The sequence below is a fragment of the Pseudomonas sp. A0308 genome, from assembly GCF_044218815.1.
Taxonomy (GTDB): Bacteria; Pseudomonadota; Gammaproteobacteria; order Pseudomonadales; family Pseudomonadaceae; genus Aquipseudomonas; species Aquipseudomonas iridis.
Genome location: NZ_CP162581.1, coordinates 4,657,258 through 4,681,259, shown reverse-complemented (window position 1 = coordinate 4,681,259; position 24,002 = coordinate 4,657,258). Strand labels below are relative to the sequence as shown.

At 59.0% G+C, this 24,002-nt stretch carries 26 protein-coding genes; 1 reads left to right on the top strand and 25 read right to left on the bottom strand.

Annotation, left to right across the window (positions count from 1 at the left end; all coding sequences use genetic code 11):
- Positions 1-95: 95 nt before the first annotated feature.
- From AB4P92_RS21785 to trmJ, 21 genes are all read right to left on the bottom strand, one after another.
- Entirely contained in the window at positions 96-887 is a 792-nt protein-coding gene (locus AB4P92_RS21785; RefSeq protein ID WP_042560916.1) for an amidohydrolase, read from the bottom strand.
- Positions 875-2,023, bottom strand: a complete 1,149-nt coding sequence (locus AB4P92_RS21780; protein WP_395598144.1) for a pyridoxal phosphate-dependent aminotransferase — start codon at positions 2,021-2,023, stop codon at positions 875-877. The genes AB4P92_RS21785 and AB4P92_RS21780 overlap by 13 nt, the downstream gene beginning before the upstream one ends.
- Before the next feature lie 143 nt (positions 2,024-2,166).
- Complete coding sequence (der, locus tag AB4P92_RS21775; RefSeq protein ID WP_042560918.1) at positions 2,167-3,636, bottom strand: ribosome biogenesis GTPase Der; 1,470 nt, start codon at positions 3,634-3,636, stop codon at positions 2,167-2,169.
- 138 nt (positions 3,637-3,774) lie between these two features.
- A complete protein-coding gene (gene bamB / locus AB4P92_RS21770) occupies positions 3,775-4,926 on the bottom strand; it encodes an outer membrane protein assembly factor BamB (protein WP_042560919.1) in 1,152 nt (383 codons plus the stop codon).
- The gene (locus AB4P92_RS21765; RefSeq protein ID WP_042560920.1) at positions 4,919-5,560 is read right to left on the bottom strand and encodes a tetratricopeptide repeat protein; all 642 of its coding nucleotides are present in this window, start codon (positions 5,558-5,560) and stop codon (positions 4,919-4,921) included. The genes bamB and AB4P92_RS21765 overlap by 8 nt, the downstream gene beginning before the upstream one ends.
- Before the next feature lie 41 nt (positions 5,561-5,601).
- Entirely contained in the window at positions 5,602-6,891 is a 1,290-nt protein-coding gene (gene hisS, locus AB4P92_RS21760) for a histidine--tRNA ligase (protein WP_016984369.1), read from the bottom strand.
- A 33-nt stretch (positions 6,892-6,924) separates the two neighbouring features.
- Entirely contained in the window at positions 6,925-8,034 is a 1,110-nt protein-coding gene (gene ispG, locus AB4P92_RS21755; RefSeq protein ID WP_042560922.1) for a flavodoxin-dependent (E)-4-hydroxy-3-methylbut-2-enyl-diphosphate synthase, read from the bottom strand.
- Positions 8,035-8,037: 3 nt separating this feature from the next.
- A complete protein-coding gene (locus tag AB4P92_RS21750) occupies positions 8,038-9,072 on the bottom strand; it encodes a RodZ family helix-turn-helix domain-containing protein (protein WP_042560923.1) in 1,035 nt (344 codons plus the stop codon).
- Positions 9,072-9,830: a type IV pilus biogenesis/stability protein PilW gene (gene pilW, locus AB4P92_RS21745; protein WP_042560924.1), complete on the bottom strand. Its 759-nt coding sequence runs from the start codon at positions 9,828-9,830 to the stop codon at positions 9,072-9,074. Before pilW ends, AB4P92_RS21750 begins: the two co-directional genes overlap by 1 nt.
- Before the next feature lie 12 nt (positions 9,831-9,842).
- Positions 9,843-10,991: a 23S rRNA (adenine(2503)-C(2))-methyltransferase RlmN gene (rlmN, locus tag AB4P92_RS21740; RefSeq protein ID WP_042560925.1), complete on the bottom strand. Its 1,149-nt coding sequence runs from the start codon at positions 10,989-10,991 to the stop codon at positions 9,843-9,845.
- Between the two features lie 28 nt (positions 10,992-11,019).
- Positions 11,020-11,445 carry a nucleoside-diphosphate kinase gene (ndk, locus tag AB4P92_RS21735; RefSeq protein ID WP_042560926.1) on the bottom strand — a complete coding sequence of 142 codons (426 nt, stop codon included), beginning with the start codon at positions 11,443-11,445 and terminating at the stop codon, positions 11,020-11,022.
- An 88-nt stretch (positions 11,446-11,533) separates the two neighbouring features.
- Positions 11,534-11,734 (bottom strand): Fe-S cluster assembly protein IscX, encoded by a 201-nt coding sequence (gene iscX, locus AB4P92_RS21730; protein ID WP_042560927.1) that lies wholly within the window; start codon positions 11,732-11,734, stop codon positions 11,534-11,536.
- Between the two features lie 14 nt (positions 11,735-11,748).
- Positions 11,749-12,090 carry an ISC system 2Fe-2S type ferredoxin gene (fdx, locus tag AB4P92_RS21725; RefSeq protein WP_042560928.1) on the bottom strand — a complete coding sequence of 114 codons (342 nt, stop codon included), beginning with the start codon at positions 12,088-12,090 and terminating at the stop codon, positions 11,749-11,751.
- The gene (gene hscA / locus AB4P92_RS21720; RefSeq protein ID WP_395598143.1) at positions 12,090-13,955 is read right to left on the bottom strand and encodes a Fe-S protein assembly chaperone HscA; all 1,866 of its coding nucleotides are present in this window, start codon (positions 13,953-13,955) and stop codon (positions 12,090-12,092) included. The genes fdx and hscA overlap by 1 nt, the downstream gene beginning before the upstream one ends.
- 51 nt (positions 13,956-14,006) lie before the next feature.
- A complete protein-coding gene (hscB, locus tag AB4P92_RS21715; RefSeq protein ID WP_042560930.1) occupies positions 14,007-14,528 on the bottom strand; it encodes a co-chaperone HscB in 522 nt (173 codons plus the stop codon).
- 8 nt (positions 14,529-14,536) lie between these two features.
- Positions 14,537-14,860 carry an iron-sulfur cluster assembly protein IscA gene (gene iscA / locus AB4P92_RS21710; protein WP_003227904.1) on the bottom strand — a complete coding sequence of 108 codons (324 nt, stop codon included), beginning with the start codon at positions 14,858-14,860 and terminating at the stop codon, positions 14,537-14,539.
- A 34-nt stretch (positions 14,861-14,894) separates the two neighbouring features.
- A complete protein-coding gene (iscU, locus tag AB4P92_RS21705; RefSeq protein WP_042560931.1) occupies positions 14,895-15,281 on the bottom strand; it encodes a Fe-S cluster assembly scaffold IscU in 387 nt (128 codons plus the stop codon).
- Positions 15,282-15,381: 100 nt separating this feature from the next.
- Complete coding sequence (locus tag AB4P92_RS21700) at positions 15,382-16,596, bottom strand: IscS subfamily cysteine desulfurase (protein ID WP_047303011.1); 1,215 nt, start codon at positions 16,594-16,596, stop codon at positions 15,382-15,384.
- A 47-nt stretch (positions 16,597-16,643) separates the two neighbouring features.
- Positions 16,644-17,135, bottom strand: coding sequence for a Fe-S cluster assembly transcriptional regulator IscR (gene iscR / locus AB4P92_RS21695; protein WP_042560933.1), 492 nt, complete (start codon positions 17,133-17,135; stop codon positions 16,644-16,646).
- A 234-nt stretch (positions 17,136-17,369) separates the two neighbouring features.
- Entirely contained in the window at positions 17,370-18,146 is a 777-nt protein-coding gene (gene cysE / locus AB4P92_RS21690) for a serine O-acetyltransferase (RefSeq protein WP_025109222.1), read from the bottom strand.
- Between the two features lie 3 nt (positions 18,147-18,149).
- Complete coding sequence (trmJ, locus tag AB4P92_RS21685; RefSeq protein WP_042560934.1) at positions 18,150-18,920, bottom strand: tRNA (cytosine(32)/uridine(32)-2'-O)-methyltransferase TrmJ; 771 nt, start codon at positions 18,918-18,920, stop codon at positions 18,150-18,152.
- A gap of 145 nt (positions 18,921-19,065) precedes the next feature.
- Here trmJ and suhB point away from each other — a divergent pair, with 145 nt between their 5' ends.
- Positions 19,066-19,884, top strand: coding sequence for an inositol-phosphate phosphatase (gene suhB, locus AB4P92_RS21680; RefSeq protein ID WP_008084666.1), 819 nt, complete (start codon positions 19,066-19,068; stop codon positions 19,882-19,884).
- A gap of 238 nt (positions 19,885-20,122) precedes the next feature.
- Here the strand turns inward: suhB and AB4P92_RS21675 are convergent, their stop codons facing one another.
- The 4 genes from AB4P92_RS21675 to yajC form a co-directional block, all read right to left on the bottom strand.
- Positions 20,123-20,671 carry a glycine zipper 2TM domain-containing protein gene (locus AB4P92_RS21675; RefSeq protein ID WP_042560935.1) on the bottom strand — a complete coding sequence of 183 codons (549 nt, stop codon included), beginning with the start codon at positions 20,669-20,671 and terminating at the stop codon, positions 20,123-20,125.
- Positions 20,672-20,792: 121 nt separating this feature from the next.
- Positions 20,793-21,707 (bottom strand): protein translocase subunit SecF, encoded by a 915-nt coding sequence (gene secF, locus AB4P92_RS21670; RefSeq protein ID WP_042560936.1) that lies wholly within the window; start codon positions 21,705-21,707, stop codon positions 20,793-20,795.
- 9 nt (positions 21,708-21,716) lie between these two features.
- Complete coding sequence (gene secD, locus AB4P92_RS21665; RefSeq protein ID WP_042560937.1) at positions 21,717-23,585, bottom strand: protein translocase subunit SecD; 1,869 nt, start codon at positions 23,583-23,585, stop codon at positions 21,717-21,719.
- Between the two features lie 64 nt (positions 23,586-23,649).
- Positions 23,650-23,988 carry a preprotein translocase subunit YajC gene (gene yajC / locus AB4P92_RS21660; protein ID WP_007916913.1) on the bottom strand — a complete coding sequence of 113 codons (339 nt, stop codon included), beginning with the start codon at positions 23,986-23,988 and terminating at the stop codon, positions 23,650-23,652.
- Between the last annotated feature and the right edge of the window lie 14 nt (positions 23,989-24,002).

Below are 24,002 nucleotides of genomic sequence, written 5' to 3'. Positions count from 1 at the left end.
ACCTTCGCGAGCAGGCTCGCTCCCACAGGAGGATCGCATTCCAATGTGGGAGCGAGCCTGCTCGCGAAAGGGCCCTCCCCGTCACCGCTTGAATTTCAGGTGAATTCGAAGGTGTCGGCATCCAGATTGGCCGGGAATCTTTCGCGATAAGCCGCCAGTGGTGCCGCTTCCAGCACAGCCTTGAACACCCCGTCCGCCTCCCCCGCCGCCAGCAAAGACTCGCCCTGAAAATCCAGCACCTGGCTGTCGCCGGTGTAGGCAAAACCTTTGCCGTCGGTGCCAACGCGATTCACCGCTGCCACGTAACAGAGGTTTTCGATGGCGCGCGCCGGTAACAACCGATTCCAGTGCAGACGCCGTGCGCCCGGCCAGTTGGCGGTGTACAGGAGCAGATCGGTGTCCTGCGCATCACGGCTCCACACCGGGAAACGCAAGTCGTAGCAAATCAGCGGACGAATTCGCCAACCCTTGAGTTCGAACTGCACCTGCCGCTCACCGGGCGTGTAGTGGTTGTGTTCGCCGGCCATGCGGAACAGGTGACGCTTGTCGTAATGCAGCACTTCACCGTCCGGCCGCGCCCACAGCAGGCGATTGCGATGGCTGCCGTCTGCCGCCTGGATGATCACGCTGCCGGTGATGACCGCATCGAGCCTGGCGGCCTGAAGCCGCAGCCATTTGCTGGTCGGACCATTCTCGGCTTCAGCGAGGGTTTCCGACTCCATGGAGAAGCCAGTGGTGAACATCTCCGGCAGGATAATCAGGTCCGCCCCACGCGCCTGTTCCAGCAACACCTCGAAATGTTCGAAGTTGGCCTGGCGGTCGTGCCACGCCAGACTGGTCTGGATCAGCGCCAGATTAAGGTCAGGTAATGCACTCAGATCACGCATAGTTTTGCCGCCGCTTCGCGCAGCGTCTCCTCGCGTTTGGCAAAGCACAGGCGCACGAGGCGCTGGCCTTCAGGTGGGCTCTGGTAGAACACCGAGATCGGAATACTCGCCACGCCGTGCTCGCGAGTCATCCACAGGGCCATCTCGACGTCGTTCAGGTCAGGACGAATCTGCGAGTAATCGACCAGCTGGAAATAGGTGCCGGCAACCCGGTTAAAGGTGAATCGCGACGGTGCCAGCAAATCACAGAACAGATCGCGCTTGGCCTGATAAAACGCCGGCAGCTCTTCGACATGCTCCGGGTGCTCGGCCATGTAATCGGCCAAGGCGTATTGCAGCGGCGTGACGCCGCAGAAACTGACGTACTGATGCACTTTACGCAGTTCAGCCGTCAGGGCCGGCGGCGCGACGACATAACCGGTTTTCCAGCCAGTAACGTGGTACGTCTTGCCGAACGAACTGACCACGAAGGCGCGCTGATACAGCTCTTCATGAGCCAGCACGCTGACATGCGGCACACCGTCGAACACCAGGTGTTCGTAGACTTCATCGCTGATCAGATAGATGTCGCGATCGCGAATCAACGCCGCCAATTGATCCAGTTCAGCGCGGCTGATCAGCGCACCACTCGGGTTGTGTGGGGTGTTGAGGACGATCATGCGGGTGCGCGGGCTCAGGGCGGCGGCAAGCTTGTCGAAATCGATGGAGAAATCGTCGGGGCTCAGTTGCACATGCACGCAGCGACCGCCAGCCAATTGCGTCGCGGGGTCGTAACTGTCGTAGCACGGGTCAAACACGATGACTTCGTCGCCGCTGTGGATAACTGCCTGAATTGCACAGAAGATCGCCTGTGTCGCGCCGGGCGTCACGGTCACTTCATGTTCGGCATCCACCTTCACGCCGTAGCTGCGAGCGATCTTCGCCGCGATCTGCTCGCGCAGCGCTGGCAGGCCGGCCATCGGCGAATACTGGTTATGGCCACTGGCAATGTGCCGACCTACCGCATCGCGCAGAGACTGCGGGCCGTCGAAATCAGGAAAACCCTGGGACAGGTTGATGGCGCCGGTCTGCGCCGCGAGCTGAGACATCTGCGTGAAAATCGTGATGCCGACATTCGGCAGCTTACTGGTGATCATCGGTAGCCCCTTGCAGGTGAGCTGCAAGTTTCAAGCTGTAAGCCGCAAGTTTCAAGCATCAAACTGTCGGACACAAAAAAGGGCTCTGAAAAGAGCCCTTTTTGCTTTTACTTGAAGCTTGCAGCTAAAAACTGGCAGCTGCTTTATTTTTTGTCGCGGCGTTTCTTGTCGGCTTTCTTGCTGTGCGACATCATCCGACGCTTCCTGTTGACCTGGCGGTCGGTCAGGGTGTTTTTGTTGCCTTCGTACGGGTTCTCGCCGCCCTTGAACTCGATGCGGATCGGCGTACCGACCAGCTTCAGCACACGGCGGTAAGTGTTTTCCAGATAGCGCACGTACGACTTCGGCACTTTCTCGATCTGGTTACCGTGGATCACGATGATCGGCGGGTTCGCACCACCCAAGTGGGCGTAACGCAGCTTGATCCGGCGGTTGTTGACCATCGGTGGCGCGTGTTCGCCAACCGCGTCTTCCAGAATCTGGGTCAGACGGTTGGTCGGCCAGCGGGTGACCGCCGACTTGAACGAGTTCTGTACGGAAGCGTAGAGGTTGCCCACGCCAGTGCCGTGCAGTGCCGAGATGAAGTGGATGTCGGCATAGTCAACGAAGAACAGGCGACGCTGAAGTTCGACTTTCACGAAGTCGCGCTCGCTCGGCGTCATGCCGTCCCACTTGTTGATCGCGATCACCAGCGCACGACCCGACTCGATGGCGAAGCCCAGCAGGTTGAGGTCGTGATCGACCACACCTTCGCGGGCGTCCATCACGAAGATCACCACGTTGGCGTCTTTGATTGCCTGCAGGGTTTTGACCACGGAGAATTTTTCGACTTCTTCGTGAATCTTGCCGCGCTTGCGCACACCAGCGGTGTCGATCAGCGTGTACTTCTCTTCATTCCGTTCGAACGGGATGTAGATACTGTCGCGGGTGGTGCCGGGCTGGTCATAAACGATTACCCGGTCTTCACCGAGCATGCGGTTAACCAGAGTCGATTTGCCAACGTTCGGACGACCGATGATGGCGATCTTGATGCCGTCTTTTTCGCTCGGGCCAGGAATGCGCTTGGCTTCCTCGCCTTCGGCAACGACTTCTTCTTCGCCGTCTTCCGGCTCTTCTTCGTCTCTCGGGAATTCACCCAGGGCGATTTCCAGCATCTGAGTGATGCCACGGCCGTGAGCACCGGCGATAGGAATCGCGTGGCCCATGCCCAACGGAGCAAATTCAGCGCGGGCCATTTCCGGGTCGATGTTGTCGACCTTGTTGGCAACCACGTAGGAACACTTGTTACGTTTGCGCAGGTGTTCGGCGATCATCTGGTCGGCGGCGGTGAAACCGGCCTTGGCATCTACCAGGAACAGCACAACATCTGCTTCTTCAATGGCCAGCAGCGACTGCTCGGCCATTTTTTCGTCCATACCGTGCTCGTCACCGGAGATACCACCGGTGTCGACCAGAATGTAGGAACGCCCTTGCCACTTGGCCTCACCGTACTGGCGATCACGGGTCAGACCGGACAAGTCGCCGACGATGGCGTCGCGAGTCCTGGTCAGGCGGTTGAACAAGGTGGACTTGCCGACGTTCGGTCGGCCCACCAGGGCGATTACGGGAACCATGCGGCTCTCCACTTCGTTATTTCAGAAAATACAAAAGCCGCTGCGAGGCAGCGGCTGGTGCTCGGGGCAACACTGCGGGGTGAACAGGTTCACTCCCACAAGTGAAGCTGCCTGGGGTGTTATCCCCAAGCATAGTTGTTACTTGATGGTCAGGGCTTCCAGTTTGCCGCTGTTGCCATACACATAAATCGTGTCCCCCACCACCAGCGGACGAGCACGCAGGCCGTCGCTGTCGATGCGCTCACGGCCGACGAAACGACCGTCAACCTGACTCAGCAAATGCAGATAACCTTCCAGGTCACCTACTGCAACATAGCTGGAGAACACTTCCGGAGCCGACAGCTGGCGGCGAGCCAGCGAATCGTTGCTCCACAAAGCCGTGGTAGAACGCTCGTCGACGCCTTCAACGGTGCCCGAAGACAGGCTCACGTAAACGCTGCCGAAACCTTGAGCAATACCGGCGTAGCTCGACGCATCGCGCTGCCACAATTGACGACCGCTTTCCAGATCCAGTGCCGCAACGCGACCCTGATAGCTGGCAACGTACAGCGTGCCGCCGGACAGCAGCAGACCGCCGTCGATGTCGACCACGCGCTCCAGTTCCGAACGACCCTGTGGAATCGCGATGCGTTGTTCCCACACCGGAACGCCATTGGAAATATCCAGGGCGACAACTTTACCGGTCGACAGGCCAGCCACCGCGAGGCGGTTGGTCACGAGCGGTGCGCTGGTGCCACGCAGGGTCAGCACGGCTGGAGTGCTGTCATACACCCAGCGTTGGGTACCGGTGGAAGCATCCAGACCGATCAAACGATCGTCCTGAGTCTGCACCACTACCACGTCGCCGTTGTTGGCCGGCGGCGCGAGGACTTCACTGTTGACGCGAGCACGCCACTTCTCTTCACCGTTGATGGTGTCCAGAGCGACGACTTCGCCACGCAGCGTACCAATCAGAACCAGACCGTAACCGACGCCAACGGCGCCGGAGACAGGCAGTTCAAGATCCTGATCCCACTTCACGTCGCCGTTGCTGCGATCCATGGCCATTACCACGCCGGTCACATCGGCCGCGTAGATGGTGTCACCGTCGATCGCCGGTACCAGCATGTTGTAGGTTTCGCCCTGACCGTCACCGATCGAACGACTCCACTGCTTTTGCAGAACCACTTCTTCTTTGAAGTCGGTCAGCTCGGCCGGTGGCAATTCTTTTTTGCTGTTGCTGCTGCAACCCGCGGCCAAAATGGCCAGAGCCAGCAATGCTGCATGCTTCCAACGGATCACGTCACGCATCCCCTTTAGCCAGGTCGTCGAGCTTGATTTGAAGGCCACCGACCGCCGCTTCATCCGACAGTGCCGCCTTGGCTTTTTGATACGCCTTGTTCGCGTCGTCGGTACGGCCCAGCTTCACCAGCAGGTCGCCCTTGAGTTCTTCGCGAGTGGCCAGGAACGCCGTGTCGGCGTCGCCGTCGAGCAGTTTCAGAGCGTCATCCGCCTTGTCCTGCGCGCCCAGCACCTGCGCCAGACGCTGACGGGCGATTTCGCCCAGCGCCGGATTGGCCGGTTTGTCGACGATGGTTTTGAGTTCGGTCGCGGCGTCGTCCAGCTTGCCGCTGTCGACTGCAACCTTGGCCACGAACAGGCTGCCGTACTGCGCATAGGCAGTGCCGCCGAATTCGCTCTTGAGCTTGCCAGCCAGATCCGCAACGCGGGCAGCATCAGGCTTGCCGTCAGGCGTCAGCGTGGTTTCCAGCAGTTGCTGATAGAGCACCGAGGCGCCTTGCGACTGGTTGTCCTGATATTTGTGATAAGCCTGCCAGCCGAACACGATAACCAGCGCCAACAGGCCGCCGGTGACCAGAGGTTTGCCGTTGCGTGTCCACCAGTCCTTCAAATCCGCCAACTGTTCGTCTTCGGTACTCGACACCCCAATACTCCTTAATCGCTAATTCGGCTGTTAAGACAGCTTCAACCCTGCACGACGCAGGTGGCCAGGTGAGCGGCAAGCGCATCCCAGGCAATGCTTTGTTGTTCGCCCTGGCCACGCAGGGGTTTGAAACCTACCACTTGCTGGGCCATTTCGTCGTCACCGAGGATCAGTGCGTACAGCGCACCGCTCTTGTCGGCCTTCTTGAACTGGCTTTTGAAGCTGCCAGCGCCGGCATTGACTTGCAGACGCAGGTTTGGAAGCTGATCACGTACACGCTCGGCCAGAGCCAGACCCGCCAGCTCGGCTTCTTCACCAAAGGCGCAGAGGTAGACGTCGACCTGACGGGAAATTTCTTCCGGGATCTGCTCGAGGGTCTCGAGCATCAGCACCAGACGTTCGATGCCCATGGCGAAACCAACGCCGGTGGTCGGCTTGCCGCCCATCTGCTCGACCAGGCCGTCGTAACGACCGCCCGCGCAAACAGTGCCCTGGGCGCCGAGCTTGTCGGTGACCCATTCGAAAACGGTTTTGCTGTAGTAATCGAGGCCGCGTACCAGCTTCGGGTTGAGCACGTACGGAATGCCGACGGCATCCAGACGGGCCTTCAAGCCTTCAAAGTGTGCACGGGACTCGTCGTCCAGGTAGTCGGCCATTTTCGGCGCATCGACCAGCACGGCCTGAGTGTCGGCATTTTTGGTGTCGAGCACGCGCAGCGGGTTGGTTTTCAGGCGACGCTGGCTGTCTTCGTCGAGCTTGTCGTGATGCGCCGAGAGATACTCGACCAGCGCTTCACGGTAGCGACCACGGGACTCGCTGGTGCCGAGGCTGTTGAGTTCGAGTTTGACCGCATCACGGATACCCAGCTCGCCCCACAGGCGCCAGGTCATGGTGATCAGCTCGGCGTCGATGTCCGGACCGTCGAGGTTGAACACCTCCAGACCGATCTGGTGGAACTGGCGATAGCGGCCTTTCTGCGGACGCTCGTGGCGGAACATCGGCCCGATGTACCAGAGTTTCTGCACCTGACCACCGCCAGTGATGCCGTGCTCAAGCACAGCACGTACACACGCAGCGGTGCCTTCCGGACGCAGGGTCAGGGAGTCGCCGTTGCGGTCTTCGAAGGTGTACATCTCTTTTTCGACGATGTCGGTCACTTCACCGATCGAGCGTTTGAACAGCTCGGTGAACTCGACGATCGGCATGCGGATCTGCTTGTAACCGTAGTTATCCAGCAGACGCGCAACAGTGCCCTCGAAATAACGCCACAGCGGGGTCTGTTCGGGCAGGATGTCGTTCATGCCACGAATGGCTTGCAATGACTTGCTCACTTTAAATCCTTAAATTCGTTCGGCTCTGTAGGCTCAGCCGCGCGCGATAACCGCTGCGTCAGCTTCGACCTTTTCGGCCGCTTTCTGGCGGATCAGCTTTTCCAGGTGATCCACCAGATTTTCATTCGTCAGTTTCTGCGCCGGCTTGCCGTCGATGTAAATCAGGTTTGGCGTGCCGCCGGTCAAGCCGATGTGGGCTTCCTTGGCTTCGCCGGGGCCGTTGACTACACAACCGATCACCGCGACATCCAGCGGCACCAGCAGGTCTTCAAGGCGCCCTTCCAGCTCGTTCATGGTCTTGACCACATCGAAGTTCTGCCGCGAGCAGCTCGGGCAGGCGATGAAGTTGATGCCACGGGAACGCAAATGCAAAGACTTGAGAATGTCGTAACCGACCTTCACTTCCTCGACCGGGTCGGCCGCCAGCGAGATGCGGATAGTATCGCCAATCCCCTCGGCGAGCAGCATACCTAGGCCCACGGCGGATTTCACCGTGCCAGAACGCAATCCACCCGCTTCGGTGATGCCCAGGTGCAGCGGCTGGACGATTTCTTTCGCCAGCAAGCGGTAGGCTTCGACGGCCATGAACACGTCGGAGGCCTTCACACTGACTTTGAAGTCCTGGAAATTCAGGCGTTCGAGGTGCTCAACGTGGCGCAGGGCGGATTCGACCAGCGCCGCCGGAGTTGGCTCGCCGTATTTCTTTTGCAGGTCTTTTTCCAGCGAGCCGGCGTTGACGCCGATACGAATCGGGATACCGCGGTCACGAGCAGCATCAACCACTGCACGCACGCGATCTTCGCGACCGATGTTGCCCGGGTTGATACGCAGGCAGTCCACACCCAGTTCGGCTACGCGCAGAGCGATCTTGTAGTCGAAGTGAATGTCGGCAACCAGCGGCACCTTGACCAATTGCTTGATCTTGCCGAATGCCTCGGCGGCGTCCATGTCCGGCACCGAAACGCGAACGATGTCGACGCCGGCCGCTTCCAGACGATTGATTTGCGCAACGGTGGCGGCTACGTCATTGGTGTCGCTGTTGGTCATGCTCTGCACAGCGATAGGCGCATCGCCGCCTACCGGTACGTTGCCGACCCAGATCTTGCGCGAAACGCGACGTTTGATTGGAGATTCGCCGTGCATGACTTATTGACCCAACTTCAGGCGAGCAGTCTCGCCACTGGTGAACGGAGCGATATCGACCGACTGGCCGTTGTAGCTGACCTGTGCGCCACGGGCATAGCCCAGTCGTACGGCAAACGGTGGTTTGCCGGCAACAGACAGACTATCGCCTTTACGCTTGAGGCCACTGAACAGAATCTTGCCGGTGCCATCGGCGACTTGCGTCCAGCAATCAGCAACGAATTGCACAGAAACCTGACCTTGACCCGCAACTGGCGCAGCCGCTTGCGCGGTTGGCGCTGGCGTCGCAGGAGCCACCGGAGCGGCAACGGTCGGCGCAGGAGTAGCCGGAACATTCGCTGTCGGCGTGGCCGGCGCAGCGACAACCGGAGCCGGCGTGTGAACCGGTGCAGTTGGCGTCGCGGCCGGTGCTGCTGGAGCGGTTGCCGGAGCAGCAGGCTCGGCGCCAGTGGATTCAGCGGTGGTTTCCGATTGCGGCAACGCCAAATCAGTCGTGCCTTCGGCCTGACCTTCGGCAACGGCCTGGTCTTCCGGCTCGTCAATCGGGTGAATCTGCGTGGTGCCGTCGGCGCCTTCGACTTCGACGTGCTCAGGGGCGAGGCTGGTCAGGTCTTTGGTGCGCTGCGAAGTCTGATCCTGCCACCAGACGAAACCGCCACCGATGACCGCGATCAGCAACAGCAGGCTGACGATGCGCAAAATGGTGTGGGAAACCCGCACCGGCTCTTCGATACGACCCAGCGCATGCACGTTGCTGCCCTGGGAATCGGTGCCGGTGGACTGGTCAAATTGCTGAACCAGAGCGGTCTGGTCCATGCCGAGCAACTTGGCATAGGCGCGAATATAGCCGCGAGCGAAGGTGTGCCCCGGCAGCTTGTCGAAAGCGCCGGCTTCAAGATTGCTCAGGGACGTCACGGTGAGGTTGAGCTTGAGGGCCACTTCGGCCAGCGACCAGCCATTGCTTTCGCGGGCCTGGCGCAAGGTCTCACCGGGGTTAACGCGATTCGCTGCTACAACTTCGGGATGCGCCGCTTTCATCATTGCTCCGACAGGTATTGCTGATATTCCGGCGTACCGGGATAGAGTCGTTTTAATTGCAGGCCATAACTGGCTGCCTTGTCGCGATCTTCAAACACTTTCGCCAGCCGAACGCCGAGCAATAGACTACGTGCATTTTGTTCGGTTAGCAGGCTGAAACGGTCGTAATAGTCACGTGCGGGCACATAATGCCTGTCTTCGAAGGACAACTCAGCCATTTCCAGCAATGCGCGCGGTTGTTGACGATTCAACCGCAGGGCTTTTTCCAGTTGCTGCTGCGCCAGATCACGCTGGCCGAGCTTTGCCGCCGTCATGCCGAGGCTCTCGAATACGCGCGAGCGCTCAGGATACAGGGTATCGGCGGCGGCCTGTTCAAAACGCTCGTAGGCTTCCTTGTATCGCTGCTCTTCGTAGAGAAAACTGCCGTAGTTGTTGAGGGTGCGGGCATCGGCGGGACGTGAAGACAAGGCCTTGCGGAAGTGTTCGTCAGCAAGTGCAGGCTCCATCTCGGCCTGGAATACCAGTCCGAGCGCAGCATTGGCGTCCGGGTCAGAGCTGTCCAGGTCAAGGGCCTTTTTCAGCGGCACCTTGGCGCGCTCGGTCATGCCCTGCTGCAAATACCCCAGCCCCAACTGCACATAAGCGGCTCGCGCTTCATCGCGGCCCTTGCTGGTCTTCATCGGGTTGTAGTCACCCGACAGGACACAGCCAGCACTCAGGCTGGCCAACAGCAACAGCAGCGCAAAGCGCAGGGACATAGAGATCCTCTCTTAGTTTGTATTCGCGGCGTTCTGCGCCAGATCGCCGTCGGCGTTCAATTCCCGCACGGCAATGTAACGTTCGCTGCGACGGGTGCGATCCAGCACCTGTCCTACCAATTGTCCACAAGCCGCGTCGATGTCTTCACCACGGGTGGTGCGCACAGTGACGTTGAAGCCTGCCTGATGCAGTTGATCCTGGAACCGGCGGATAGCATTGTTGCTAGGCCGCTCGTACCCGGAGTGCGGGAACGGGTTGAACGGAATCAGATTGATCTTGCATGGAATGTCTTTCAGCAACTCGACCATCTCAACGGCATGCTCGACTTTGTCGTTGATGTCCTTGAGCAAGGTGTACTCGATGGTCAGCACGCGCTTCTCGCCCAGGGACGACATGTAGCGCTGGCACGACTCGAGCAGCATCTTAAGCGGATATTTCTTGTTGATCGGCACCAATTGGTTACGCAATGCGTCATTCGGTGCGTGCAGGGACAACGCCAGGGATACGTCGATGTGCTTGGACAGCTCATCGATCATCGGCACCACACCCGACGTGGACAGGGTCACGCGGCGCTTGGAGATCCCGTAGCCGAGGTCATCCATCATCAGATGCATGGCGGCGACGACGTTATCGAAGTTCAGCAGCGGCTCACCCATGCCCATCATCACCACGTTGGTGATGGCACGGTCGACGGTCGCCGGGACGCTGCCGAAAGATTTGTTGGCAATCCACACCTGACCGATGACTTCGGCGGCGGTGAGGTTGCTATTGAAGCCTTGCTTGCCGGTGGAGCAGAAACTGCAGTCCAGGGCACAGCCTGCCTGGGACGAAACGCACAACGTGCCGCGTTTGCCCTGGGGAATGTACACGGTCTCGACACAGCTGCCGGACGCCACGCGCACCACCCACTTACGGGTGCCGTCGGTGGAGATGTCCTCGCTGACAACTTCGGGACCACGGACCTCGGCAATAACCTTGAGCTTGTCGCGCAAGGCCTTGCTGACGTTCGTCATGGCGTCGAAATCATCGACGCCAAAGTGGTGAATCCATTTCATTACCTGACCGGCACGGAAACGCTTCTCCCCGATTGAGTCGAAGAATTTTTCCATTTCCGGCTGGGTCAGACCCAGCAGGTTGGTTTTAACAGTCGATGTAGTCATGGATTCACCTTCACTCTTAAGCCAATGCTTAGCGAGTGGTTACTTCAGTAGCTGCGAAGAAGTACGAGATTTCACGAGCAGCTGCGGCTTCGGAGTCCGAACCGTGAACAGCGTTGGCGTCGATGGAATCAGCGAAATCAGCGCGGATGGTACCGGCAGCAGCTTCTTTAGGGTTGGTAGCGCCCATCAGCTCACGGTTCAGAGCGATAGCGTTTTCGCCTTCCAGAACCTGAACAACAACAGGACCGGAGATCATGAAGGAAACCAGGTCGCCGAAGAAACCACGAGCGCTGTGCTCAGCGTAGAAGCCTTCAGCTTCAGCTTTGGACAGTTGCTTCAGTTTCGAAGCTACAACGCGCAGGCCGGCTTTTTCGAAACGAGTGGTGATTTCGCCGATGACGTTTTTTGCAACAGCGTCAGGCTTGATGATGGAGAAAGTGCGTTGAACAGCCATGGTGTAACTCCAGAAACGGTAATTTGTGAAAAATTAAACCCGCGAATTATACGCGGGTTCTTGGGTATTGCCTAACCTGCGAGGACGATCAGTCCAATTCTTCGGCCCAGAGCGTCTGAACCGCTTCCAGTACTTTCTCGCCAACGCGACCAGAGGTGTCATCAAAGTCAGGCAGATTCATGATCATCTGCTGCAGACGGACGAAACCAACAGAATACGGATCGATACCGGGGTGGGCCTCGGCCAGCTCTTCTGCAATACGTTGAACATCATTCCAACCGTAGCTCATGACAGTCTTACCAGTCAGTGCGGCGCTTCGGCCGCATGGTTAAGCGAATATTTCGGAATCTCGACGGTGATGTCTTCTTCACCCACGATAGCCTGACAGGCCAGTCGCGATTGCGCTTCCAGACCCCAGGCACGATCAAGGAAGTCTTCTTCCAGCTCGTCAGCCTCTTCCATCGAGTCGAAACCCTCGCGAATGATGCAGTGACAAGTGGTGCAGGCGCAGACGCCGCCGCAAGCACTTTCCATCTCGATGTGGTGTTCGTGGGCCAGTTCAAGAATCGATGTGCCGGGCGCAGCCTCGACCACCATACCCTCAGGGCAGAACTTGTCGTGGGGCAGAAAAATGACCTGCGGCATCAGATATCCTCGATTTCATTCAGATTGCGCCCCGACAGAGCGGCTTTCACCGTCAAATCCATGCGGCGGGCAGCAAAAGCATCGGTCACTTGCGACAGACGCTTGGTCTGCTGCTCGATGGCGTAACCATCGGTACCTTTCATCAGTTCGGCCAGTTCCTGCAATTGCAGGTCGATAACCATGCGCTCTTCGGCGTCAAGCAAACGCTCGCCATCCACCTCAAGAGCACCCTGCACGGCTTCGATCAGACGCCGGGCATCGACTTGCTGTTCACGCAGAACGCGAGCGACCTTGTCGTCATTGGCGTGCTGGAACGAGTCCTTGAGCATCTTGGCGATTTCGCCGTCGGTCAGACCGTAGGAAGGCTTGACCTGAATGCTCGCCTCAACGCCCGAACCGAGTTCGCGGGCGGAAACGCTGAGCAGACCGTCAGCGTCGACCTGGAAGGTCACGCGAATCTTCGCCGCACCCGCGACCATCGCTGGAATGCCACGCAATTCGAAACGCGCCAGCGAGCGGCAGTCACTGATCAACTCACGCTCGCCTTGCAGCACGTGAATCGCCATTGCCGACTGGCCATCTTTGTAAGTGGTGAAGTCCTGAGCACGGGCGACGGGGATGGTGGTGTTGCGCGGAATCACCTTCTCCATCAGACCGCCCATGGTTTCCAGCCCCAGGGACAGCGGAATCACGTCGAGCAGCAGCAGTTCGCCGCCATCGCGCTTGTTGCCAGCCAACGTATCGGCCTGGATCGCGGCACCGATGGCCACCACTTGATCCGGGTCGATTTCGGTCAACGGCTCACGACCAAAGGCTTCGGCAACCGCTTCGCGAACGCGCGGGACGCGAGTCGAACCGCCGACCATGACCACGGCATGCACGTCTTCCAGCTCGATGCCGGAATCACGAACAGCACGGCGGCAGGCTTTCAGGCTGCGAGAGACCATCGGCTCGATCAGTGCATCGAAGGCTTCGCGGGTCAGCTGTGCTTTCCAGTCGCCGTAGGCAACTTCAACACTGGCCGCATCGGTCAGGGCTTCTTTGGCCGCGCAAGCGGTTTGCAGCAGATTACGTTGCGCGCCTGGATCGAGATCGGCGGACAGGCCCGCGCTCTCGATGATCCAGCTGGCAATCGCATGATCGAAATCATCGCCGCCCAGCGCGCTGTCGCCGCCAGTGGCGAGAACTTCAAACACACCGCCAGTCAGACGCAGAATCGATATATCGAAAGTACCGCCGCCCAGGTCATAGATCGCGACCAGGCCTTCGGCGTGCTGATCCAGACCGTAAGCCACAGCGGCCGCGGTCGGCTCATTGAGCAGGCGCAGCACGTTCAGACCGGCCAATTGGGCCGCATCCTTGGTGGCCTGGCGCTGAGCATCGTCGAAATACGCCGGAACGGTGATCACCGCGCCAACCAGTTCGCCACCCAAGGTCGCTTCAGCACGCTGGCGCAACACTTTGAGGATTTCGGCGGAGACTTCGACAGGGCTTTTCGGGCCCTGCACGGTATCGATGAACGGCATGTGCGATTCGCCGCCGACAAAGCGGTATGGCAGTTGCTCGCCCAATTGCTTGACGTCGGAAAGACCACGACCCATCAAGCGCTTGACCGACAGCACAGTGTTCAAAGGATCGGAAGCGGCAGCCAGTTTGGCCGACTCGCCGACTTCGACACGGTCGGAGTGGTAACGCACGGCAGACGGCAGGATGACCTGCCCGTTTGCGTCGGCCAGCGGCTCGGAAAGACCACTGCGCAACGCAGCGACCAGCGAATTGGTAGTACCCAAGTCGATCCCCACAGCCAGGCGACGCTGGTGCGGTTGAGGACTTTGGCCGGGTTCGGCGATCTGCAGTAGGGCCATCGTGATCAGGACTTATCTGTATATCAGGCGTGCGACCGGAGCGGCACTGGGTTAATCGTCGAGGCGCTCTTCTAACTGGCGCACTTCGTAGGTCAGCTTGTCGAGGAACTGCATGCGCCGCATCAGGCGTTCGGCCTGATCACGTTGCGCTGCATCGTCCCAACAGGCTGCAAAACTTTCGTTGAGTTCTTCCTGGGCCACTTTCAAGCGACGCTTGAATACCGCGACGCCGTCGAGATCGGCACTGTCCTGGAGGTCTTCGAGCTCTTCGCGCCATTGCATCTGCTGCAAAAGAAACTCGGGATCATGGACCGTGACTTCCATCGGCACTTCATGCCCACTGACCTTCAGCAGGTAGCGCGCACGCTGGGGCGGGCTCTTAAGCACCTGATAAGCCTCGTTGAGGCCGGCAGATTGCTCAAGCGCCAACCGCTGCTCGCGCTCGGAAGCATCGGCAAAGCGGTCAGGATGAACACCACGCGCCAACTCACGGTAGCGCGTGGCCAACTGCTCGAGATCCAGACGGAAGCTCGGTTGCAGCTCGAATAAAGCGAAATGACAAGGAGTACCCACGACAAGCCTCAGATGTTGAAGCTTTCGCCGCAGCCACACTCACCGCGTACGTTGGGGTTGTTGAACTTGAAGCCTTCGTTCAACCCTTCCTTGACGAAATCGAGCTCGGTGCCGTCCAGGTAGGCCAGGCTTTTCGGGTCGATAATCACTTTTTCGCCGTGACTTTCGAACACCTGATCCTCTGCAACCACCTCGTCGACAAACTCCAGCACGTAGGCAAGGCCGGAACAACCTGTGGTGCGAACACCCAGACGAATCCCTTCACCTTTGCCGCGCCCGTCGAGGGAGCGCCGCACGTGTCGAGCAGCCGCTTCTGTCATGCTGATAGCCATCGGTGACTCCTTACTCGTCGCCAAATCCTGAAAGTCAGATCAAGCCTTTCTTCTGCTTGTAATCGCGAACAGCCGCCTTGATAGCGTCTTCAGCGAGTACCGAGCAGTGAATTTTCACTGGCGGCAGGGCCAGTTCTTCGGCCAGCTGGGTGTTCTTGATGGTTTCGGCTTCGTCCAGGGTCTTGCCCTTCATCCACTCGGTAGCGAGGGAGCTGGAGGCGATTGCCGAACCGCAGCCGTAGGTCTTGAACTTGGCATCTTCGATGATGCCCTGATCGTTGACCTTGATCTGCAGACGCATCACGTCGCCGCACGCTGGTGCGCCAACCATGCCAGTGCCGACATCCGGGTCTTCGGCATTCATCTTGCCGACGTTACGCGGGTTTTCGTAGTGGTCGATGACCTTTTCGCTGTAAGCCATGGTTCTAATCCTCACTCATCAGGGCCGCTCTTGAGGCCCTGTAGCTGCGCTGCGTCAGTCGCCGCGTCGCTACAGGATCTGTATCTGGCGGCTTCTATATTTAGTGTGCCGCCCACTCGATCTTCGAGATATCGACGCCGTCTTTGTACATGTCCCACAGCGGCGACAAAGTGCGCAGCTTGGTAACGGCCTCGCAGACTTTCTGCGCGGCGTAGTCGATTTCTTCTTCGGTGGTGAAACGGCCGAAGGTGAAGCGGATCGAGCTGTGTGCCAGTTCGTCGTTGCGGCCCAGGGCGCGCAGTACGTACGAAGGCTCAAGCGATGCCGAGGTGCACGCCGAACCGGACGAAACCGCCAGATCCTTGAGCGCCATGATCAGCGACTCGCCCTCAACGTAGTTGAAGCTCAGGTTCAGGTTGTGCGGAACGCGGGCAGTCAGGCTGCCGTTGACATACAGCTCTTCCAGATGCTCGACCTGCTTGTAGAAGCGGTCGCTCAGGGCTTTGATGCGCACGTTTTCAGCAGCCATGTCTTCCTTGGCCACACGGAACGCTTCGCCCATGCCGACGATCTGGTGGGTCGCCAGAGTACCGGAACGCATGCCGCGCTCGTGACCGCCGCCATGCATGGTCGCTTCGATGCGCACACGCGGCTTGCGGCTCACGTACAGCGCGCCGATGCCTTTAGGGCCGTAGGTCTTGTGGGCAGAGAACGACATCATGTCGACTTTCAGTTTCGACAGGTCGATGTCGACCTTGCCGGTGGACTGAGCAGCGTCAACGTGGAACAGGATGCCTTTGGCGCGAAGCATCTCGCCGATGGCTTCGATGTCGTTGATGGTGCCGATTTCGTTGTTCACATGCATGGCCGACACGAGAATGGTGTCTTCACGCAGCGCGGCTTCGATCATTGCCGGAGTCACCAGACCATCGGTCTGCGGCTCGAGGTAGGTCACTTCGAAACCTTCACGCTCCAGTTGGCGCATGGTGTCGAGGACAGCCTTGTGCTCAATCTTGGTGGTGATCAGGTGTTTGCCCTTGGAGGCGTAGAAATGTGCCGCACCTTTGATCGCCAGGTTGTTGGACTCGGTGGCGCCAGAGGTCCAGACGATTTCACGCGGGTCGGCATTGACCAGATCGGCCACCTGACGACGGGCGTTTTCGACGGACTCTTCAGCTTTCCAGCCGAACACGTGGGAACGGGACGCCGGGTTACCGAAGTTTCCGTCGACCAGCAGGCATTCACTCATTTTTTGCGCAACGCGCGGATCGACCGGTGTGGTCGCAGAGTAATCAAGGTAAATCGGCAATTTCATGGACTATCTCCTAAATCAGGGCTGGCGTGCCGCTGGCTCTACGGCTGTCATTCGACGGCGGACGCTTCAATCTTGTCCAGGCGTTGCGCCTTGCTGTTGCAACGGCGCTGGTCCTGACGCTGGGCTACTTCTTGCACCTCACGGCGAGTCACAAGATCAGCCAAGCTGATACCACTTAGAAATTCGTGAATCTGCAGGCTCAGATCGCACCACAGATGATGTGTCAGGCAAGTGTCGCCGGAATGGCAATCACCCTGCCCCCCGCACTTGGTGGCATCGACCGATTCGTTCACCGCGTCGATCACCTGGGCGACCTGAATGCCCTGCATGTCGCGGGACAACTGGTAGCCACCACCCGGACCGCGAACGCTGGAAACCAGGTTACTGCGGCGCAGCTTGGCAAAAAGCTGTTCGAGATAGGACAGGGAAATGCCTTGGCGCTCGGAGATATCGGCCAGGGACACCGGCCCGTGCTGCGCGTGCAACGCCAGATCAAGCATGGCGGTCACGGCGTATCGGCCTTTTGTAGTCAGTCGCATGGACAATTACCACGGAGTTCAGAATGGGGCGAGTATGCAATTCCCGAGTATTTAAGTCAACTATAAGACCTAGTGCTTTAGTCGGGTTTACCCGCGAAAGAGCGCGCGCATCATAGCAAAGGCAGGCCGTTAACAGCCAGAGGTACCGCGTTACCGTTCTTCGCGAGCAGGCTCGCTCCCACACTGGAATGCCCCCCGTGGGAGCGAGCCTGCTCGCGACAGCAACGGTGCGGTTTAGCTGGCCTGACTCTGATCCTTGCCCTTCACGCAGGCGAAGTCTTCTTCGCGCAGCTCAGGCAGATCTTTCGCACAGTAATTACTGCCCAGATCCTTCAATGCGCCGCACATACCTTCCAGCCGCCCGTCCACCGCTTGCAGGTGGTCGAGCAACTGACCGATGGCGCGCGCCACCGGGTCGGGCATGTCTTCGCTGACACCATAGGCATCGAAACCGATCTTCTCGGCCATGGCCTTGCGCTTGGCGTCCTGCTCCTCATCGGATTTGACGATGATTCGACCTGGAATGCCCACGACTGTAGCGCCCGGCGGTACTTCTTTGGTCACCACCGCGTTGGAGCCGACCTTGGCACCGGCACCGACCGTGAACGGGCCGAGCACCTTGGCGCCAGCGCCCACGACAACGCCGTCGCCCAGTGTCGGGTGACGCTTGCCCTTGTTCCAGCTCGTGCCACCCAGGGTCACCCCCTGATAAATGGTCACGTCATCACCAATCTCGGCGGTTTCGCCAATGACGATCCCCATACCGTGATCGATGAAAAAACGCCGACCGACCTTGGCGCCCGGATGAATTTCGATCCCGGTCAACCAGCGACCGAAGTTCGACACCAATCGCGCCAGCCATTTCAGCTCATTGCGCCAGAGCATGCCTGCCAATCGATGAATCCAGATGGCGTGCATGCCGGGGTAGCAGGTCAGGACTTCAAAAGCGTTACGCGCCGCCGGGTCTCGATGGAATACGCTCTGGATATCTTCACGCAAACGCTCAAACATCATTCAGTCCTTCCGCTTTAGAAGCTCACCACGGGCCGCTTTTTGGGTTTCCGTGAGGATGCCACGCAATATATTCATTTCCGCCCGGCTGACCGAGCTGCGTCCGTACAACCGGCGCAGGCGCGCCATCAAGTGCCGCGGTTTTTCCGGATCGAGGAATTCGATAGCGACCAGCGTCTGCTCCAGATGCTCATAGAATCGCTCCAGCTCATCCATGGTCGCCAGCTCGGCGCTTTTCACCGAGGCCACTTCTTCTTTCTCGATCTTGCTCGGCTGACCCTGTGCCGCCAGCCAGGCCATACGCACTTCATAGCTCAACACCTGCACCGCCGCCCCCAGATTCAGCGAGCTGAACTCAGGATCGGAGGGGATATGCACGTGAAAGTGACATCGCTGCAGCTCGTCATTGGTCAGGCCGGAATCTTCACGACCGAATACCAAAGCGATTTGCGCGCCTTGCCCGGCCTCCTCAACCACTTTGGTTCCGCATTCGCGCGGATCCAGCAGCGGCCAGGGGATACGGCGGTCACGAGCACTGGTGCCAAGCACCAGATTGCAACCGACCAAGGCATCTTCAAGGGTGGCGACGACTTGGGCATTTTCAAGGATGTCACCGGCACCGGAGGCGCGAGCATCGGCCTCGTGGTGCGGAAACAGGCGCGGCTCGACCAGCACCAAGCGCGACAGACCCATGTTTTTCATGGCGCGCGCGGCCCCGCCGATGTTGCCGGGGTGGCTGGTATTGACCAGGACGACACGAATGTTCTGCAGCAAGGGAGGCGCTCTCGGACACAGGAAAGGGGTGCAAATCTTACAGAACAGCCTACCGTTAAGCTATGAAAGCGAACAGCGACCTTCACCTGAAGAAAAGTTCTGATAGAATGCGCGGCTTTCTTTAACAACCTTAGGTGACACATCCATGCAGCCCATGCTGAATATCGCGCTGCGCGCCGCCCGCAGCGCCAGTGAACTGATCTTCCGCTCCATCGAGCGCCTGGATACCATCAAGGTCGACGAAAAAGACGCCAAGGATTATGTATCCGAGGTGGACCGCGCCGCCGAGCAGAAAATCATCGACGCGCTGCGCAAGGCTTACCCGAACCACTCCATCCGTGGCGAAGAGACCGGCATGCACGCCGGTACCGGCATCGAAGGCGAAGAATACCTGTGGATCATTGATCCGCTGGACGGCACCACCAACTTCCTGCGTGGCATTCCTCACTTCGCTGTCAGCATCGCCTGCAAATATCGCGGTCGCCTGGAACACGCTGTTGTTCTGGACCCGGTTCGCCAGGAAGAATTCACCGCCAGCCGTGGTCGCGGCGCTCAACTGAACGGTCGCCGCCTGCGCGTCAGCGGTCGCACCAGCCTCGACGGCGCCCTGCTGGGCACTGGCTTCCCGTTCCGTGACGACCAGATGGACAACCTCGAGAACTACCTGGGCATGTTCCGCGCTCTGGTTGGCCAGACCGCTGGCATCCGCCGTGCTGGCTCGGCGAGCCTCGACCTGGCTTACGTGGCTGCCGGTCGTTTCGATGCATTCTGGGAGTCGGGCCTGTCCGAGTGGGACATGGCTGCAGGCGCCCTGCTGATTCAAGAAGCTGGCGGCCTGGTGAGCGACTTCACCGGTGGTCACGACTTCCTTGAAAAAGGCCACATCGTTGCCGGCAACACCAAATGCTTCAAGGCAGTGCTGACGGCGATCCAGCCGCACCTGCCGGCGTCGCTGAAGCGCTAAGCTTTTCGCGAAACGAAAAAAGCACCCTTCGGGGTGCTTTTTTTATGCCTGAAATTCAATATCCCCCCTGTAGGAGCTGCCGAAGGCTGCGATCTTTTGATTCTGGTTTTTAAAAACAAGATCAAAAGATCGCAGCCTTCGGCAGCTCCTGGTGATCACCGACAGATCAGTCGGCTGACAAGAATACGGGCACAAAAAAAGCACCCCGAAGGGTGCTTCTTTTTAAACGACCAGGCCGTTACTGACCTGGCTCATTCTGCGACAGGACCAGTTTGCCTTCCTTGTCGACCGGAATCTGGTTGCCCGGATCACGATCCATGCGCACTTTGCCTTCCTTGCCATCCAGCGAGTAACGCACGTCGTAACCAACAACCTTGTCACTGATGTCGTTTACGGTGTTACAGCGAGTCTGTGTCGTGGTGTAGGTGTCACGACCCTGCATACCTTCCTGAACCTTGTTACCGGCATAACCGCCACCGACCGCGCCGGCGACCGTAGCGATCTTCTTGCCGTTGCCGCCGCCGATCTGGTTACCCAGCAAACCACCCGCTACGGCACCGATGGCGGTACCGAGAATCTGGTGTTGATCCTTGACCGGCGCCTGCCGGGTCACTGCTACGTCCTTGCACACTTCACGTGGCGTCTTGATCTGTGTCTTGACCGGTTCAACGGCTAATACTTGCGCATACTCAGGGCCGCTTTTAACCAGGCTGTAGGTGGCAACAGCACCCCCGGCAGTCACACCGACAGCACCCAATACCGCACCAACCAGCAACGACTTGTTCACATGAACCTCCTGACCATCACATGCGGGACGGGCCCGCGCTTCTCCCAGCCTTGGAGCATAAAAAAAGGCGCGAGTTCAACTCGCGCCTTTTTTGGCTGACTACTGGAAAAACGATGGCCGTTTATGGACGGTCGTCGACTTCCTTCTCGGTGTTAGCCGGTGGAATCAGGTCTTCGGTCGTCAGGTTCAGCCAGATCAGCACCACGTTAGCGATGTAGATCGACGAGTAAGTACCCGCCAGAACACCGATGAACAGGGCAATCGAGAAGCCGAACAGGTTGTCGCCACCAAAGAACAGCAGCGCAGCGATCGCCAGCAAGGTCGAAATCGACGTCGCCATGGTGCGCAGCAGGGTCTGGGTGGTCGAGATGTTGATGTTCTCGATCAGCGTTGCCTTGCGCAGTACACGGAAGTTCTCACGAACCCGGTCGAATACCACAATGGTGTCGTTCAGCGAGTAACCGATGATCGCCAGCACCGCTGCCAGTACTGTCAGATCGAAAGTGATCTGGAAGAACGACAGGATACCGATGGTCACGATCACGTCGTGGATCAGCGAAACGATAGCGCCGACCGCGAATTTCCACTGAAAGCGGAAAGCCAGGTAGATCAGGATGCCGCCGAGCGCCAGCAGCATGCCGAGGCCGCCCTGGTCGCGCAGCTCTTCACCGACCTGCGGGCCGACGAACTCGACACGCTTGACCATCGCCGGGTTGTCGCCGCCAACCTTCAGCAGCGCCTCCGCGACCTGATGGCCCAGCTGAGGGTCTTCACCCGGCATCCGCACCAGCAGATCAGTCGTCGCACCGAAGCTCTGCACGATGGCTTCGTGGTAACCCGAACTCACCAGTTGCTCGCGCACCTTGGTGACATCGGCCGGACGCTCGTAGGTCAGCTCGATGAGCGTACCGCCGGTGAAGTCCAGACCCCAGTTCATGCCCTTGGTGACGACACTGAACATAGCCAGCAGGGTGAGGAATACTGTGACGCCGAACGCGAAGTTGCGAACGCCCATGAAGTTGATTGTACGTAACATGGCAGCCCCTTAAATCCACAACTTCTTGAAGTCACGTCCGCCGAAGATCAGGTTGACCATTGCGCGGGTCACCATGATGGCCGTGAACATCGAGGTAAAGATCCCGAGGGACATGGTCACTGCGAAACCTTTGACCGGGCCTGTGCCCATCGCAAAGAGAATCCCGCCGACCAACAGAGTGGTCAGGTTGGCGTCGAGAATCGCGGTGAATGCCCGGCCGAAGCCTTCGTTGATTGCGCGCTGCACGGACATGCCCGCGGCGATCTCTTCACGTATCCGCGAGAAGATCAGCACGTTGGCGTCGACCGCCATACCCATGGTCAAGACGATACCGGCGATACCCGGCAGGGTCAGCGTTGCACCCAGCAGCGACATCAGCGCCAGCAGCAACACCATGTTCACCGACAGAGCGACGGTGGCGATGATGCCGAAGAAGCGATAGATCGCGATGATGAACAGCGACACGAACAACATGCCCCACAACGACGCATCGATACCCTTGGTGATGTTGTCAGCACCCAGGCTCGGGCCGATTGTGCGCTCTTCAGCGAAGTACATTGGAGCCGCCAGACCACCGGCACGCAGCAGCAGCGCCAGCTCGGACGACTCGCCCTGACCGTTCAGGCCAGTGATACGGAACTGAGCACCCAGCGGCGACTGGATGGTCGCCAGGCTGATGATCTTCTTCTCTTCCTTGAACGTCTGCACCGCGACGTCTTTTTCGACGCCATTCACCATTTGCTTGGTGTAAGTGGTGACCGGACGCTGCTCAATGAAGATCACAGCCATGCTGCGACCAACGTTGCTGCGGGTCGCACGGCTCATCAGCTCGCCACCGTGACCATCCAGACGGATGTTCACTTCAGGCGTGCCGTGCTCGCCGAAACCAGCCTTGGCGTCGGTTACCTGGTCACCCGTGATGATCAGGCCGCGCTCGATCTGCGCCGAAGGACGATTGCCTTCACGGAACTCGAAAGTTTCGGAAGTGGCTTTCGAAGCGCCAGGCTCTGCAGCCAGACGGAACTCAAGGTTGGCCGTCTTGCCGAGAATACGCTTGGCTTCGGCAGTGTCCTGCACGCCCGGCAGCTCAACCACGATGCGGTTGGCGCCCTGACGCTGGACGATCGGTTCAGCAACACCCAGCTCGTTGACGCGGTTACGTACCGTGGTCAAGTTCTGCTTGATGGAGTATTCACGGATTTCCGCCAGCTTGGCCGGGGTCATCGCCAGACGCAGCACCGGTTGACCATTGAGGTCGGCCGGAACAATGTCGAAATCGTTGAAGTTCTTGCGGATCAGCGCACGGGCCTGTTCGCGGGAATCTTCATCGCTGAAGCCCAGCTGAATGGCACCATTGAGCTGCGGCAGACTGCGATAACGCAGCTTCTCTTTGCGCAGCAGGCTCTTGACGTCGCCTTCGTAGACTTTCAGGCGTGCATCGAGGGCTTTATCCATGTCCACTTCCAGCAGGAAGTGCACACCACCGGACAAGTCCAGACCCAGCTTCATCGGGTGCGCGCCCAGGTTGCGCAGCCATTGCGGGGTGGTCTGTGCCAGGTTCAGCGCGACGACGTAGTCATCACCCAATGCCTTGCGCACAACGTCTTTGGCCGGCAACTGATCTTCAGCCTTGGTCAGACGGATCAGACCGCCCTTGCCGTTCGCCGCCAGCGTGGCAGCCTTGACGTTGATCCCGGATTCTTTCAGCGCGGTGCTTACGCGATCCAGATCGGCCTGATTGACCTGCAGTGCCGTGCTGGCGCCGCTGACCTGAATGGCCGGGTCATCAGGATAAAGATTGGGAGCGGAATAAATCAGACCGACCGCCAGCACCGCCAGGATCAGAATGTATTTCCACAGAGGGTATTTGTTCAGCATCACGCCGCCCGTTATGAACGCGGGGCGCCTTGCGCGCCCCGTCGATTGAGTAGAAGTTGGAACCTTAGATCGCTTTCAGCGTGCCTTTTGGCAGCGTGGCGGCGATGGCGCCTTTCTGGAACTTCATTTCCACGGTGTCGGAAACTTCCAGAACCACGAAGTCATCGGCCACTTTGGTGATCTTGCCGGCGATGCCGCCGGTGGTGACCACTTCGTCGCCCTTCTGCAGGCTGCTCAGCAGGTTTTTCTGCTCTTTGGCGCGCTTGGCCTGTGGGCGCCAGATCATCAGGTAGAAGATGACCAGGAAGCCGACCAGGAAAATCCACTCGAAGCCGCCGCCCATTGGGCCTGCAGCAGCCGGTGCAGCAGCGTCAGCCATGGCGTTAGAGATAAAAAAGCTCATTTAGCACTCCAGTT